Origin of the sequence: Sphingobium sp. B12D2B (assembly GCF_025961775.1) — a bacterium.
GTDB lineage: Bacteria > Pseudomonadota > Alphaproteobacteria > Sphingomonadales > Sphingomonadaceae > Sphingobium.
On the sequence record NZ_JAOQOH010000001.1, the window covers coordinates 3,247,516 to 3,263,004 of the forward strand.

The 15,489-nt window shown below is 62.7% G+C and carries 13 protein-coding genes; 5 read left to right on the forward strand and 8 right to left on the reverse strand.

Translation table 11 applies throughout. From position 1 onward, the window contains the following. Nucleotides 1-16: 16 nt before the first annotated feature. Entirely contained in the window at nucleotides 17-901 is an 885-nt protein-coding gene (locus M2335_RS15250; RefSeq protein ID WP_264595232.1) for an MBL fold metallo-hydrolase, read from the forward strand. Between the two features lie 18 nt (nucleotides 902-919). On the opposite strand, the gene M2335_RS15255 is transcribed toward M2335_RS15250, so the two are convergent. Genes M2335_RS15255 through M2335_RS15265 form a run of 3 tightly spaced genes read right to left on the reverse strand, consistent with a single transcriptional unit; the run spans nucleotide 920 to nucleotide 4,593 of the window. Continuing rightward, nucleotides 920-2,683: a pyrroloquinoline quinone-dependent dehydrogenase gene (locus M2335_RS15255; protein WP_264595233.1), complete on the reverse strand. Its 1,764-nt coding sequence runs from the start codon at nucleotides 2,681-2,683 to the stop codon at nucleotides 920-922. Between the two features lie 37 nt (nucleotides 2,684-2,720). Then, nucleotides 2,721-3,242, reverse strand: coding sequence for a c-type cytochrome (locus tag M2335_RS15260; protein ID WP_264595234.1), 522 nt, complete (start codon nucleotides 3,240-3,242; stop codon nucleotides 2,721-2,723). Nucleotides 3,243-3,252: 10 nt separating this feature from the next. Further along, nucleotides 3,253-4,593 carry a spinster family MFS transporter gene (locus tag M2335_RS15265; RefSeq protein ID WP_264595235.1) on the reverse strand — a complete coding sequence of 447 codons (1,341 nt, stop codon included), beginning with the start codon at nucleotides 4,591-4,593 and terminating at the stop codon, nucleotides 3,253-3,255. Between the two features lie 398 nt (nucleotides 4,594-4,991). Here M2335_RS15265 and M2335_RS15270 point away from each other — a divergent pair, with 398 nt between their 5' ends. Then, nucleotides 4,992-5,924 (forward strand): LysR family transcriptional regulator, encoded by a 933-nt coding sequence (locus M2335_RS15270; protein WP_264595236.1) that lies wholly within the window; start codon nucleotides 4,992-4,994, stop codon nucleotides 5,922-5,924. A 28-nt stretch (nucleotides 5,925-5,952) separates the two neighbouring features. On the opposite strand, the gene M2335_RS15275 is transcribed toward M2335_RS15270, so the two are convergent. Continuing rightward, complete coding sequence (locus tag M2335_RS15275) at nucleotides 5,953-7,119, reverse strand: MalY/PatB family protein (RefSeq protein WP_264595237.1); 1,167 nt, start codon at nucleotides 7,117-7,119, stop codon at nucleotides 5,953-5,955. A 411-nt stretch (nucleotides 7,120-7,530) separates the two neighbouring features. Between M2335_RS15275 and M2335_RS15280 the strand changes: the two genes are divergently transcribed. Continuing rightward, nucleotides 7,531-8,658, forward strand: a complete 1,128-nt coding sequence (locus M2335_RS15280; RefSeq protein WP_264595238.1) for a pyridoxal phosphate-dependent aminotransferase — start codon at nucleotides 7,531-7,533, stop codon at nucleotides 8,656-8,658. Between the two features lie 226 nt (nucleotides 8,659-8,884). On the opposite strand, the gene M2335_RS15285 is transcribed toward M2335_RS15280, so the two are convergent. After that, nucleotides 8,885-9,895 carry an MBL fold metallo-hydrolase gene (locus M2335_RS15285; RefSeq protein ID WP_264595239.1) on the reverse strand — a complete coding sequence of 337 codons (1,011 nt, stop codon included), beginning with the start codon at nucleotides 9,893-9,895 and terminating at the stop codon, nucleotides 8,885-8,887. A 283-nt stretch (nucleotides 9,896-10,178) separates the two neighbouring features. After that, nucleotides 10,179-11,366: a hypothetical protein gene (locus tag M2335_RS15290; RefSeq protein WP_264595240.1), complete on the reverse strand. Its 1,188-nt coding sequence runs from the start codon at nucleotides 11,364-11,366 to the stop codon at nucleotides 10,179-10,181. A 309-nt stretch (nucleotides 11,367-11,675) separates the two neighbouring features. Between M2335_RS15290 and M2335_RS15295 the strand changes: the two genes are divergently transcribed. Continuing rightward, the gene (locus tag M2335_RS15295) at nucleotides 11,676-12,338 is read left to right on the forward strand and encodes a GntR family transcriptional regulator (protein WP_264575536.1); all 663 of its coding nucleotides are present in this window, start codon (nucleotides 11,676-11,678) and stop codon (nucleotides 12,336-12,338) included. A gap of 96 nt (nucleotides 12,339-12,434) precedes the next feature. After that, nucleotides 12,435-13,385: a helix-turn-helix domain-containing protein gene (locus M2335_RS15300; protein WP_181560667.1), complete on the forward strand. Its 951-nt coding sequence runs from the start codon at nucleotides 12,435-12,437 to the stop codon at nucleotides 13,383-13,385. A gap of 69 nt (nucleotides 13,386-13,454) precedes the next feature. Here M2335_RS15300 and M2335_RS15305 read toward each other — a convergent pair whose 3' ends face one another. Beyond that, complete coding sequence (locus M2335_RS15305; protein ID WP_264595241.1) at nucleotides 13,455-14,201, reverse strand: SDR family oxidoreductase; 747 nt, start codon at nucleotides 14,199-14,201, stop codon at nucleotides 13,455-13,457. Nucleotides 14,202-14,235: 34 nt separating this feature from the next. After that, nucleotides 14,236-15,441 carry a cobalamin-independent methionine synthase II family protein gene (locus tag M2335_RS15310; RefSeq protein WP_264595242.1) on the reverse strand — a complete coding sequence of 402 codons (1,206 nt, stop codon included), beginning with the start codon at nucleotides 15,439-15,441 and terminating at the stop codon, nucleotides 14,236-14,238. Nucleotides 15,442-15,489 lie beyond the last annotated feature (48 nt).

Here is a 15,489-nt window from a genome sequence, read left to right on the forward strand (position 1 = left end):
GTCGAGACCAACAAGCATGACGATATGCCAAGCGCGCGGCGGTCCCCGGATCGCCGCCTTTTTCCATGAGCCGAGCTTTACCGTCAGCTATGTCGTGCATGATCAGCTCTCCGGGCAAGCAGCGATCATCGACAGCGTGCTGGATTTCGATGCAGCATCGGGGCGCACGGCGTTCACCTCAGCCGATGCCATCGCCGCGCATGTGGTCGAAGCCGGACTGACGGTCGCCTGGCATCTGGAAACCCATATCCATGCCGATCACCTCTCGGCGGCGCCCTATCTTCAAGGGCGGCTTGGCGGCCAGTTGGCGGTCAGCCGCGCGATCATCACCGTGCAGGCGCTGTTTGGGCAGCTATTCAACGCCGGCAGCGATTTCGCACGGGATGGCTCGCAGTTTGACCGGCTGCTCGAGGATGGTGACAGCCTGCCGCTGGGCAATCTCGACTGCCAGGTTCTGCATGTGCCCGGCCACACCCCCGCCGACCTCGCCTTTCTCATCGGCGACGCCGCCTTTGTCGGCGACACGCTGTTCATGCCGGATTACGGCACGGCCCGCGCGGACTTCCCCGGTGGGGATGCGCGCACCCTGTTCCGCTCGATCCGCCGCCTCCTCGCCCTGCCCGCCGAGACGCGGCTGTTCCTCTGCCATGATTATAAAGCACCCGGCCGGGACAGCTTTTGCTGGGAAACGACCGTGGCCGCCCAGCGCGCGGCGAATGTCCATGTGCGGGACGGCATCGATGAGGACAGTTTCGTCGCGATGCGGGAGGCCCGCGACAGGTCGCTTGCCATGCCTCAGCTCCTGATGCCATCCATTCAGGTGAACATGCAGGGCGGGCGCCTGCCCAACCCCGAAGGCAATGGCGTGCGCTACCTCAAGATTCCCATCAACGCCTTTTAAGGACGTTGTTCAGGCAGGTCATTTCTTCGCCGGCAGCTTGAACACGAAGATCGAGTTGCCCGCGCCGGAGGGCAGCGGTGTTTCCGGAAAAGTCGCCGCGATGGAGCTTGCCGAAACGCTATAGCCGGTGGGGACGGCGAGATATTGCTCGCCGTCCAGCTCATAGGTCATCGGCGAGCCGCCGACCGGCGCATTGAGCCGCTGCTGCCAGAGCACTTCGCCGGTCTTCTGGTCCCACGCCTTGACGAAGCGACCCGCGTCGCCGCCGATCACCAGCCCGCCGCCGGTCGCCAGCAGCGAGGATGTCGGGACGGTGCGCTGCCGCGCCTTCCAGCCCTCGACGCTCGGTTTGCGCGCGCCGACATTGATCGCCTCGACCAGTCCCGCATCCGTCACGCCTTCAGGCAAGGTGCGCGGCCCAAACTTCATGGACGCGATGATGTTGCCGGCCGTGAACTTGGTCTGAGTTGCCGAGATGGTATTGCACGCCTCGGTCAGCGGCACGTAGAACTGCCCGGTCAGCGGGCTGTAGGCGCCCGCCTGCCACAATTTCCCGCCGGAAATCGAGGTGCAGATATTCACTTCCTCGCCCAGCGCCTTGATGATCATCGCCTCATTGGGATGAACCGTCCCGTCCGGATCGATGCGCGAGACGGCATTTTGGAACACCGTCTCCTTCGACCAAAGATATTTCCCCGTATCTCGATCCAGCGCAAAGAAGATGCCGTTCTTGCCCGCGACGGAGATCATCAGGCGACGCAGCTTGCCGCCCTCCGGCACATCGACCAGCACGCGCTCGAAGGGGCTGTCCAGATCCCAGTTGTCGCGGGGGAGATGCTGGTAATACCATTTGATCTTGCCGGTATCGGCATCGATTGCCAGCGTCGAATTGGTGTAGAGGACATTGCCCTTGCCGGTGCCGCGGATCAGCTCCGAATAAGGGCCGGGGCCGCCGGTGCCCCAGAAGGTGGTGTTCGTCCGCGGATCGTAGGAGCCGGTTGCCCAGGGCGTGCCGCCCCAGCGATTGGCCGGCGGCACCGCGCCCCAGCTCTTGCCCTGCGCCGGATTGGCGGGATCATCGATGGTGTTGACCCGCCACAGCTCCTTGAGCGTCTCGAAGTCGTGCGCCATGATGTAGCAGCCGCCCGCCGACCCGGCGGTAGAGCAGCCGGAAATCGCCGAGATGATCTTGCCGTTCACGACGAGCGGGCCGACCGTGTAGCTATAGCCCTTGCGGTAATCGAGAGCCTGCACCTCGCGACGGACCTCGCCCGTCCGCGCATCCAATATGATGATGCGCGCATCAACCGTGGTGAGCACCACGCTATCCTCATAGAGCGCGATGGAGTTCTTCTGGCGGCGGCTCTGATAGGCCTGATAGCTCCAGTCGGCGGGAATCTTGGCGAGGGCCGGGCGATATTCCCAGATCAGGTCGCCGGTCCGGGCATCCAGCGCCTGGACGATATTGTTGTTGGTCTGCAGGAAGAGGATGCCGTCATGCATCAGCGGCGCTGTTTCCTGCACGCCCACATCAGCCATCGGCCACGCCCAGACGAGCTGCAACTGGCCGACCGTCTCGCGGTCGATCTGCGCGAGCGGGCTATATCCCTGATTGTCGATCGTGCGACGCCAGGAGAGCCACTCGCCTGCCGGCGGATCGCGCAGCATCTGGTCGGTGACCGGCTCGTAGCGCGCCCTCACGCCTTGCGCGTGGGACGGCATTGAAAGACCCGCCAAGGCCAAAGCGGCCCAGGTCATTGCAGCAAGAGAAGGCTTGCTCATTATAAACTCCATATCTGAGCAACCGGGTGCGGCAGGATCACTTCACGCTCGGCAGTGTCTTGCCCCAGGTGTAGGCTTGCGGCACGGCCTCAGGCGCTTCGTGTAGGGCGCTGGATGCAGATGGGGCCGGGCTGCCATGCGCGCCGGCAATGGCTGCAAGGGACATGCCCTTCATCGCGTGCGGTTCCGCCATCAGCGGCACTGCGCCGGCGCGGGCGCCGTTCGCCTTGAGGATATAGGCGACGATGTTCAGATAATCCTGCTCGGCAAGTCGCCCGGGCGCCTGCGGCGGCATTGCTGTGCTGATGTAGGTATATAGCCCTGCCACCGTGTCGAAATTCTGCATCACATCCGTGCCGACAAGGCCGGGCGCATTGGGACCGCGCAGTTCCGCGCCGTGGCACATCGCGCACTGGCTGTTATAGGCCTTTTCGCCCGCGCTCGCCTGCTCGGCCGTGAACACGGTCACGGCCGGTTCGCTGGCAGCAATCGTGGAGGCTGCGAGAACCACAGCCGCGAGGGACACAGCCGATATCCGGACGAAATCTGTTCGGCTCATCGTTCTGCCCTCACGCACCGGACCATGTCCGCGCTTCGGCTGTGTCACTGGAGAGATGGCGCCCGGCCCGCAGCATGATCGGGCCTGCAATCACCCCCACAAACGCCGTGATCGCCATGGAATAGCGGATCGCCTCATCCTGCCAGATCGTCGCCAGCTGGTCGTTGAGGATGCCGACGCCCAGCGGGCCGATGATCTGGCCGAGAATGGCGATGGAGAGGACGTAGAGCGCCATGCCGAAGGAGCGGATCGGCACCGGCATCACCTGAATCAGCAACAGGGACAGCAATGGCACCATCATGCTCGCGGCGACGCTGTCGATGGCCGCCCCGATCGCCACGAAAAGGATATTCGTCGAGAAGAGAAAGACATATTGCGAAAGGCCCACGGCGGTGAAGCACAGAGCCGGGAGCCAAATCCGCCAGCGCTCGTCATAGCGCAGCAGGCGTGCGAGCAGGATGCCGCCACCGATCGCCCCGACAAGGCCGGAAATACCCCGAATGGGGCCGAGCAGGCTGGCGCTCTCCGCCACGCTCATGCCGTGCACGCGCAGCATGAAGGTCGTGCTCCAAACGATGTGCGCATAGAAGGAGATCGTCACCAAGGCGGCGCCGAGTGTCGCAAACACATAAGTGCGGCGCTTGAGCAGGAAGGCCAGCGAACTCTTGAATGTCGGCTTGGCGGCCTCGCCATCCGGCGCCTTGTCATCAAAGCGGCCACGCTGCGGCTCGCGCACCGTCAGCATCATCAGCAGACCCAGGCCCAGGCCCACGCAACCGGCCACCCAATAGACGACGCGCCATCCATAAAGATGCCCCATCCACCCCGCGATGGGCGTGAACACCAGCCCGGATATGGCGGTGCCGGATGCCATGATGGAGAAGGCCAGCGGCCGATGCTTCTTGTCGAAAATGTCGGAGAGCAGCGAGGTGGAGGGCGGCGTCCCCGCAGCCTCGCCGGCGCCCATCAAAAAGCGCGCCGCCGCCATCTGCCACACATTGGTCACGAAGCCCGTCGCCAGCGTCATCGCGCTCCAGAAGGAGAAGCCGATGCCAATGATCATCTTGCGGTTCCACCGGTCCGCCAGCCGCGCAATGGGAAGGCCCATCACCGCATAGATCAGCACGAAGGCAACGCCGGTGATCAGACCCAGCTCTGTGTCGGTCAGCTTGAGGTCCGCCTGAATGAGCGGGAAGAGCAGCGAGATCAGCAGCCGGTCGAAATAGTTGAAGGCATAAGCCAGGGTGAGCAAGGCGAGCATATAGATCGACCGGGGGGTCCACCCGCCATCGCGCGATACTGAGGCGTCAAGAGCGGCCGGTGCGGCGGCTGAAGAAGGGATCGATGACATAGAACGGCCTTCAAACTCGATATGAAACGGGGGCGATGCGATGCGCAGATACGCCGCTAAATCCAACTCCGCTCATACGGTCGTCATCCTCTCAGGTCGGGCTGCAGCCCCTCATTGTCCATCATGCACGGCGAAGGCAATTGGGTGGGATGTGCGATCGCCCGGATGATATTTTCCCGATGGCTAACATGGCGCCGCGGCGCCCACCATGGCGCCTGATCCATATTGGTCATCGACCTGCTGCATAGCACCGGGCCTTCGATGAGCAGTCAAATCAGCTAAACAAGAGCGCCCCTCTGCGCGGCCGAGCCTGTCGCATCGTGGGCGCTGGCCTTTGCCGGCAAAGAGGATAACGCTGAAGCCTCGCGCAAGCGACTGCGACGGAATAAGGAGCGGATATGGAATATGGCAAGCTTCGCAATTTCGATCTGAACCTGCTGGTCGTGCTGGGTGCTGTACTGGAGCATCAGAGTGTCAGCGCCGCCGCCGACGAGCTGTCCATGTCGCAAAGCTCGGCCAGTCACGCGCTCACCCGGTTGCGCCGCCTGCTAGGGGATGAGCTGTTCGTCAAGACGCGCAACCGCATGATGCCAACCCCAAAAGCGCTGGAACTGGCGGGGCCGATCAACGAGATTCTTCAATCGGCAGGGAATATCCTGCTCTCGACTGCATCCTTCCAGCCGGAACTGGCCGAGCGGACCCTGCATCTTGCGCTCGGCGATGTCGGCGAGATCATGCTGATGCCGACCCTGCTCGAGTTCGTCCGCAACACGGCGCCGAGCTGCAAGATTCAGACAGTCATGAGCCTTGCCCATGAAGCCGAGCAGGAACTGCTGGACGGCAAGCTCGATCTTTATGTGGGCTTCATCGCCTCGCCCTCGCTCGATTTGATGTGCCAGAAGCTCTACGACGACGACATGGTCGTCATCTGCGCGACCGACTATCCCTATGACGGCGTGATGACGATGGCGGACTACGCCGCTGCCGATCATGTCATCCACCAGATTCGGTCCGCCGCCAAGACACGGGTTGATCATATGCTCGACAGTCGGGGCCTGCGCCGCAACTCCCGGATCATCACGCCCAATGCAAGCGCGACGCCCTTCATCGTCTCGAATGACAAGACGCTGATCGCGCTTTACCCGCGATCGCTCGCCACCTTCATGAAGAAGATCCACGATATCAAGATATTGGAGCTGGATTTCGATACCGGCACCATCGAGGTGCTGCAATATTGGCACCGCCGCTATAACAATGATCCGCTCGTCTCATGGCTGCGCAAGTCGATGTTCGGCATGTTCAACGACGCGACGAAGAACCGGGGCGGGTGAGGCTGAAGACCCATCCCGGCGGCCGCAATCACAGCGCCTTCATCGCCTTGCTCATCCGGTCCATTGCCTCTTGCATGATGGGTAGGGGCGTGGCGAAAATGAAGCGGGCGAACCCTGCGAAGTCCTTGCCACACGTCACGCCCTCGGTGAGATAGACGCCGGCCTTCTCCTTGAAGAAGGCACCCGGATTGTCGGCGACAGCGGACCCGCGAAAGTCCAGCCAGCCGACATAGGTGCCCTCCGGCATATGGTAGTGCACGTCCGGCAGCAGATCGTGGACGAGGTCCGCCATGGCCCTGCGGTTCCGGTCGAGATAGGCCACCACGTCTTCCAGCCAGGGGAAGCCCTCGCGATAGGCCACGGCATTGGCGACGACGCCCAGATTGGCCGTGCCATGGGCCGCGAAAAAGCCGATCTTGTTCCAGATCGCCCGATCCGCATCGTTACTCGTGATCACCTGCGCGCATTTCAGCCCCGGCAAGTTCCACGCCTTTGATGCGGAGAGCGCGGTAATGGTGTGGCCCGCCGCAACCTCGTTGACCGAGGCATAAGGCAGGTGCCGGTTGCCGGCATAGGTCAGCGGCGCCCAAATCTCATCGGAGAACACCCGGCCACCATTGCGCTCAACCAGTTCCGCAACGGCTTCCAGCTCCGCGCGGCTGAACACACGGCCCACGGGATTATAGGGGTTGCACAGGATCAGCAGGTTGCCGCCCTGATCGAACGCCTCCTGGATGCCGGCCATATCGAGCGCATAATGCCCATCTTCATACCGCATCGGCACTTCGATGACCTCGCGTCCCATCATCGGCGGGATGGAGAGGAAGGGCATGTAGGATGGGGTCGGCACGATGATTTTCGATCCGGCCCGCGAATGATGCTCGATCGCCAGCTCCAGCGCCTTGATGACATCCGGCACCACGCGCACATCGGCAGGCTCGACCGTCCAGCCGTGACGCGACTGAAGCATCTGCGCCGTTGCGGCCCGCAACTCGGCGGTGAACCGGGTCGGCAGATATCCGAAGGCCCCCTGATCGACGATCTCATGCAGCGCCTTGGTGATCACGGGCGCGATGCCGAAGTCCATCTCCGCAACAAAGGCGCCGATCAGATCGTCCTGCACCGCCCATTTCGTCGCACCGGTGCGGCGCAGATCGTCAATGGTAATGCGGTCGGTCTTTTCGATGAAAGTCACAGTACATCCTCAGCCACTGTCCGTACGCGGCGGATGACCATGCTTCGTTGAGCGTCCGTCACACGCGCGCAGGCTTGCATGAACCGCGCAAACATCACGCCGGCCCATCGCCTTTATAATCCACCTCAAATTGAGATGCTGCCTCGGCCAACACCAATGATGAATTCTGATATTGGTTATGCGCCCGGTTCATGGCCGTTTTCTTGACGGTCCCACGGCAGGGCCATAGATTCCCGCCGAATAAGATTTCGATCAAACCATTCAATATCAACGCAATTTCTAATTTCTGGCCATTGTTTAGGGGCGCGCGGCAGGTTCGCCCAGCCGCGCCTCTGCGGCAGGCTTAGCGCCTGATGGCCGTCCCCATCAGCGGGCCCCCATCGCACAATAAAGACCTTAGGAGATATCGAGATGATGCAGGACAAGAAGCGCGCGCCGGCCCGGGCACCTGGCCTGGTTCAAGGCGGGGCCGTGAATGTTCCTTTCCTGCAGACCGATCGCGATGCGCCAGTCGCCAGCCTGTTTGGGCCGCTCCCCGGCCAGGCGCGGCTCGTGGGGAATGAAAATCCGTTCGGCCCCGCCCCCAGCGCGCTCAAGGCACTCGCTGAAACTGCCGGGTCCGGCTGCTATTATGCCGACCGGGGCGTCTTCCACCTCACCTCGATGATCGCCGAGCGGCATGGCGTGACGCCCGCGCAGGTCGTGCTCGGCGCCGGATCGACCGAAATCCTGTGCGCAACCGCACTGGCCTGGGGGCAGAAGGGATCGATCATCTGCCCCAGCCTGTTCTGGGACGCGCCAATCCTCTTCGCGGAACGCAAGGGCGTCGCGTGCATCTATGTCCCGCTGGCGGCGGACATGAATTTCGACCTGGAGGCCATGGCGGGCCACCTCAGCGAAGACGTTTCGCTGGTCCACCTCGTCAACCCGAACAACCCGACCGGCATGGCGCTGGACAACGCCGCCTTGCGCGCCTTCGCGCGCACCGTCTCTCAAAATGGCACCACCTTGCTGGTGGACGAAGCCTATAACGAACTCTCGGATCGGCCGGAGGAAAGCTCGCTGGTCGATCTGGTCCGCGCTGGTGAAGATGTGATCGTCACCCGGACCTTCTCGAAAATCTACGGCATGGCTGGGCTGCGCGTCGGCTATGCGCTGACCAGCGAAGAGAATGCCGCGCGCATCCGCAGCTACATGACAAGTTTTGGCGGCAACGTCGCAGGCATCTCTGCCGCGATCGCCTGCTATAATGACGAGGCTTTTCTCGCCGCATCCCTCGCCTCGATCCGCGAGGGGCGCGAAATGATCCTGGATGCCGTCGCCCGCGCCGGTTTGACCGCCCTGCCCAGCCAGACCAATTTCGTCTTCGTCAAAGTCCCGGATGCCGACGCCCTCGACCGCGCCATGCGCGAACGCAACATCGTCATCCGGGGCGCGTTCGGCGAATGGGCGCAATACTCCCGCGTCTCCGTCGGTCATCTTCACGACGTTTCACGCTATGCCGAGGCGCTGCCGAACATTATCGAATTAATGGTTTAACTGTCACATCCACCGAGTGGTTAGATCTCGTAGCCGCATATTGATCCTTCGCGTCAAGAAAAGGAAATAACGGTCTTTGACCTGTCCTGGTGATCGATGTGATGAGGGCACCGAGGGACAGCAATCCGTCCATGCCATCGATCGACTTCTGGTCGAGCGCAGAATATCAGGCAGGCAATGTACCTGAGTTCAGCTCGAGGGCGCTTGATCTTTGTCCCTATGTCAATCACATCACGCTGGATTCTAGGCCGATGAATGACAGGTCTCGAGTTTCTCCCGCCCGGAGCGCCGGAAAGCAGGTGGGATCGATCCCTCTCGCGACCAAACCGGCCTGCAAGCGCGTCCGGGGTTCGTCCCATGGCTCGTCGGTGAGCTTGAAGGCGCCCCAGTGCATGCCGATGGCGGCTCGTGCTTCAAGGTCCAGCATGATCTGGATCGCTTCCTCCGGATCGGTGTGCTGGGCGGCCATGAACCAGCGCGGATCATAGGCCCCGATCGGGATGATCGCGAGGTCCATGGCGCCGAAACGGTCGCGCATCCGCCGAAAGATGCCGCCGGTGCCATAGCCGGTATCGCCGGCGAAGTAGACGAGCCTGCCGGCCGCCTCGATCACGAAGCCCGCCCACAAGGCCATACGCCGGTCGCGCCATCCGCGCGACGACCAGTGGAGTGCGGGCACGATATGCACCTCGAGGCCCGGCGCAACCTCGATGCTGTCGCCCCAGTCTCCCACGCCAAAGCGGGCGGCTGGAATGTGCTTGCGGACGATATAGTCGTTGCCCAGCGGCGTGACGATCAGCGGATGGTGACGACTGTGAAGCGCCTTGAGCGTCGCGATGTCGAGATGATCGTAGTGATTGTGGGAGAGCAACACGGCGTCGAGCGGGGGAAGGTCCGCCAGCGCAACGCCGGGCGCGCAGATGCGTCGAGGCCCGGCGAACGAGAGCGGGCTGGCGCGATCGGACCAGACGGGGTCTGTAACGAGATTGTAATCCCCGATCTGGATCAACAGGGTGGCATGGCCAACCATCGTCACACGCAGGCCATCGACCCTTTCGTCCGGCACGACAGGCTTCACCGCGACCGACTTGGGCCAGGGATTATCGGGGACGTTGCGCTTCCAGCGCATCACGTCCCGCAGTGAGCGGTCCGTCTCTGGTTCGTCGCGTAAATTGTGAAAGCGGAGACCGTCGAAATGATCGGTGACGGGGCCGTTATAGTAGCAGTTCTTCGGCATGTATTTCGCCGACTCCCTATCCGGCGCCACTCAAATGGCGTTTCACTGTGGCAGATCAAGTCCGGTCAGGAGAGGGCGACCGCCCGGCGTCGGGTTGCTCAGCGTTGAGATCGTCAGAGCGAGATGCCAGTGCTCAGGGCAGGAGATCTGACGTTCTATAGTGATCAGCCAGCTGTCCTGTCAGACGTGATTGGTTGCGATTTGGCCCTATCCGTGCGTCTGCATTTCTGACGAAAACGGCAGGGTCAACCCGAGACACCGCAGCGACAAGCATCATCCCCCGTCACTCGACCCGCTCGATGACCAGACACTCGTCCCGGAACCACAGGCGCCCGTGCTTTGCCAGAACCTCCCGGGTGGCCGTAAGATAGCCAGGTCTTGTCATTTGCTCGGCCACGCGCTCGTTCTCGATCTGCGCCACATAGGTCGCGGCGATCCAGGCGGAATAAAGCGCCGACGTACCGATGAGCGTGGCATCCCGGTCGCCTTCGCTGCCCAGCACGTGCATTTCGAAGCGAATCGACGCGGCTTCATCGGAAAGCGTGTCGAAGGCATAATGGGCGGTGCCGCCGGACAAGGCTGCTTGCGTGGCCCGGATCAGGTCCTGCCGGCTGTAGGGAAAGGGCTGCTCCTCCGGCCAGACCTTGCGAATGATCTCCATGGCCGGATCGTCGCCGGCGGATTGCACCACGATCAGTCGGCCGCCGGGGCGCAAGGCCCGCGCCAACGGCGCCAGCACGCGCTCAGCCTTGAACTGCACGTCGGCCTTGAGGCGAAAGGGTTGGCTCGCCAGGACCAAATCGAAATCGGCCCGTGTCGCGGCCGGGCGAGGAATGACCCGGTCGAGGATGAACCGATAGGCTTCACGATAGAGCAGGAGCACAGTCGGCGTTTCTGGCGACAATGCGCCCGTCGCGGGGTTGACCTTCATCCGCCAATGGTCCGCGAGAAACGGCATGAGAGACTGGATTTGCTGCTCCATGTCGGCGGAGGTCTCGCCGTGCAATGCGACGTCCTTCCAGACCAGCGCCTTCTGCGCCTGCGGACGGGACCGGCGCAGCCAGGGAGCCTCCGCATAGGAAATGTTGGTGAGTGCCACGACCGTTTCGGGATGCTCGACGAAGCGATCCGGCAGCTTGTCGAGCGCGAGGCGCAAATCCTCGAGGCTGATTTCCTTTCCGACCACATAGAAGGGCAAGCGCGGGAAGCGCCGGTGCATGGCACGCAGTAGGCGCGACATCACCGTGCCGTCGCCAACGCCCGCATCGAAGAACCTCAGTGCGGGCTGCTGCGGATCGAGATGCTCAAGCTCCTGCGCCACGCGGTCGGCGATCACCAGCTTCTCGGTACAACTGTGCACGAACATCAGGTAATTCTGGCGACTGTCGTAGAAGCGCGGCTTCGGCCCGGAGGGTTGGGGCGCTTCATCCTCCGGCACGCGGTGGGGCCGGTTTCTATTCGTCAGCTGCATATCCGCTCCCCTATCGCCTCGCGAACTTTGCCTGCCCTTCGCAGGCGTAGCGAGTTGTCCATCCACGGATGGCCGGGTAAACCACATTGCATCCCACTCGTCCGAGAAGCACGGTTTCCGGGCCTTCCCAACCTGCCTCAGGCGGAACTTCCACTTCGCCAATCCGGCATGGACGCGCGATAGTATCTGCGGCGTGCCGTTCTGCCGGACAGCGCCGGCCCGGCACGCTATAAACGCCCGACGATGACCCCGCCCCCTGACTTCCCTGCCGATGAAGGCGCCGCCGACACCCGACCGTCCCGCTCGTCCGTGCGTGCCCGGCGCAAACTCCAGCGCAGGCACGGCCTGGTCGAAGACGTGTTCCAGATCATTCGCGCGGACATCATGGCTCTGCGCATTCCGCCAGACTCGCGGATCTCGATCGACAAGTTGGCCCGCGAACTCGGCATTTCGCAAACACCGATCCGCGAGGCCTTGAGCATGCTGGAAGCGATCGGCCTTGTCGTGCGTCGCCTCTATGCCGGATATTGGTGCGCGCCGCAGCTTTCCAGGACGCAGATCGACGATCTCTTCGCCGTCCGATTGCTGCTGGAGCCGCACGCCGCCCGACATGCCGCGCGAAACATGACCGACGCGGATATGCGCGCGTTGACACGCCATGTCGCGCTGATGGACCCGCAGACCCATGTTTTCGGCTATGATGACTACGCCGATCGCGATGCGGAATTGCACGAGATGATCGCGCGCGGCAGCGGCAATACGATCATTCAAGAGACGCTGGGACGGCTGCACGCGCACCTCCACATTTTTCGCCTGAAATCGAATACCGAGGTCGCGATCGAAGCCAGCCGCGAGCATGGGCTCATCGCGCAAGCGCTGAGCCGTCGGGACGCGGACGGGGCCGAAGCCGCCATGCGGCTACACATCGGCAACTCCTATGAACGGCTGATCGGAGAGCCGCAGCAAAGCTAGGCTTGTGGCGAACCGTCTTGCTCAGGTCCATTGACTGCCAGCGCAACTAGGATATCGTATAGGAAATACGAAAAACGGTGGAGAGGACCGTCTTTTATGCGTCGAGCGAGAGCCATTGAGCCCAGTCAGGCACCTCCCGTGGTCTGGAAAGGCGGGCGGGCGCAGGTGACGGTGCACAGCCGCATCCCAAACTCCATGCTTTTGGCCGAACAACTCGGGCCGCTGTTGCTGATCCAGATGCGGTGCGGCTCCGTGACGATTTCCCGGCCGGAAGGCGCATTGACCCCCGCCGATCGTCAATCGACCTTCATCCTCGTCCTGTCCGGCGGGGCCAGCCTGCGCCATTATGGCCGGCAGATCGAACTATATCCCGGTGACATCACCATGTACGACCACAGCGCCGAATACACGCTGCACTTCGGGCAGCCGACCCAGGTGATCATGATCCGGGTGAACTCAACCGCTATCCGGCAGATTTTTCCGGTGCCCGACAGCTTCTATGGCCAGCGCATTCCTGGCGATGTGGGGCTGACATCCACCGCGCTGGCAATGGCGAAGGATCTCTCCGCCAAGCTCGAAACAAGGCCCGGCCTCCACTTCAACGAGCGCGTGGCCACGCATCTGCTCGATGTGCTCGCCACGGCCTATGCGGAAGTCATGGACGAGCCGTCATCCGCGACGTCGCTAATGGAGCGTCGCTTCTGGAAAGTCCGCCTCTTCATCGAGGAAAATCTGCGGGACCCGTCGCTCTCTCCCTCGCTCGTGGCGGAACGGCTTAAGCTGTCGGACCGCTATCTTCGCATGATCTTCGCCGTAAGCGATGAGTCCCCCTCGGCCTATATCCTTCGTCGGCGGTTGGAGGAATGCGCGCGGCAGTTCAGCGACGAGCGCTGGCGGGGCCGATCCATCACGGAGATTGCGTTCAGCTGGGGATTCAACAGCGCCCCGCATTTCACGCGCACGTTTCGCCAGCATTTTGGCATGGCGCCCAGCCAGTATCGCCTAAAACACGCGACGGAGCGCGCAGAACCGGCCCTGTTGCAGTAAATCTTGGAACAGCGGCATCCGGAGGAGAGCGCATAAGCCCCACTCCGGAATGACGGATTTACGCGCTCGTTATCGCGCGCCGGCCACGGCGATATTGGCCCCGGCCACATAAGAGGCCGCGTCGGAAACCAGGAACATGACGGCGGCGGAGACTTCCTCGGGCTGACCGGCCCGGCGCATCGGCAAGGCCGAGGCGATCCGGTCCAGTTTCCCCGGGACATGAATTTCGGTGTCGATCGGCCCGGGCGACACCGCGTTGACACGAATGCCCTGCGGAGCGACTTCGCGCGCGAGCCCCAGTACGAGGCTGTCCACTCCGCCCTTGGTGGCCGCGTACCAGACATGCTCGCCGGGCGCCCCATAGAGCGCAGCGCGCGACGAGATCAGCACAATCGAGCCTCCTCCCCCGCCGTTCGCGGTGGACATGCGACGCACGGCCTCGCGCGCACACAGCAAGGCGCCGGTGAGATTGACATCCACCACCTTGGCCAGGAGGTCGTCGCTCGCGTCCACAAGTGCCGAGGATTCACCGACGATGCCGCCATTATAGACCAGCGCCGCCAGCGGGCCGACCTGATCGACGGCCGCAAAGAGCGTGGTGATGTCGCCGGCAACACCAGTATCCGCCTGGACCGCCTGCGCCCTTCCGCCTTCCGCCCGAATGGCATCCACCACGGCCGCCGCCATGTTCGCTCGGCCGGCATAGGTGAGCAACACATGGTAGCCCGCCTTGGCGGCGTCTCGTGCGATGGCAGCTCCAATGCCCCGGCTTCCGCCGGTCACCAGAAATACGCTGCGATCGCCTTGATCCACCATGTTTGATCCTCTTGACTCGGCATCCATACGCAAATCAGGATTTCAGGCGTTTGCTGGCGATGCGGCAGCCTTCCGCCATGGCCGACAGCTTAGCCCAGACGATCTCCTCATGCCCCACGCGCGACCCGATGCCACAATCGGTGCCGGCGTGGAGATTCTCCATGCCGACCAACTTGGCGAAGTTGACCAGCCGCTCCGCGACCAGTTCGGGATGCTCGACCAGATCGGTATAATGCCCCACCACTCCCGGCGCGAGAATCTTGCCATCGGGCAGTTTGAGAGTTTCGAACACGCGATATTCGTGAGCATGGCGCGGATTGCTCGCCTCGAACGTGTAGGTCTGCGCGTTGATCATCAGCATCAGGTCGGCGATGTGCTCAAAGCCGATATCGTGCACATGCGGACGGTGGCCACTGCCCCAGCACATGTGGAAACGGACCTGCTCCTCGGGCAATCCTTCCAGCGCGTGATTGATGACCTCGACGCAGAAGCGCAGATAATCGCGATATTCCTCGACGCTCCAGTCGGGGTAGAACATCCACGCCGTCGCGAACTCGGGCTCGTCGATCTGAACGATCAGACCCGCATCGGTGATCGCCTTATATTCCTCGCGCATCGTCGCCGCGACCGCCATCATATAGTCGCGCTCGTCCCGATAGTGCAGGTTGCGGGTGCCCGCGCCGAGGCTGAGCGGACCGAGCGCGGCGATGAAACCGTCCGCGCTATCCTTGCCGGCCAGCGCCTTTTTGAGCGCCGCAATATCCTTCTGGATTGCTTCCTGACCGATATAGGTGACCGGCCCATCGCAGATCGCTTCCATCTTCGAGGGCTGGGGCACGACACCGGGCTTTGAAAATCCGGGGCGCACCGGTCCGCCCGAGCCGGCGAACCACAGGCCGGATTCATAGAAGCCGGGGAAATCGCGGCGATCCCGCTCGGCCACAAATGCGCGTTTGGGTGCGAGGCCTTCTGGCCGTTCGCGTTGCCCAAAGCCGGTGATGCGGGCCTGAATATAGCCTACATAATGGCCCATATTGGCGGCTTTGACATATTCGCCATCGTTAACGATATCGACACCGCAGGCGATCTGCTTGTCCACCACCCACTGCACCGCCAGCGGCAGTTGCTCGTCGATCTCGGCGCGATGATCGTCGGCCTTCGCCAGCAGCACGTCCAGCTTGGCGGGCCGGGGCAAGTTGCCGCCGTGGCTGCTCAGAATGTGGTCGGTAGAACGTCTCATATCAAATCAATCTCCATGGCGGTCCTCGCCAGCGCTGCCGGCGAGGAC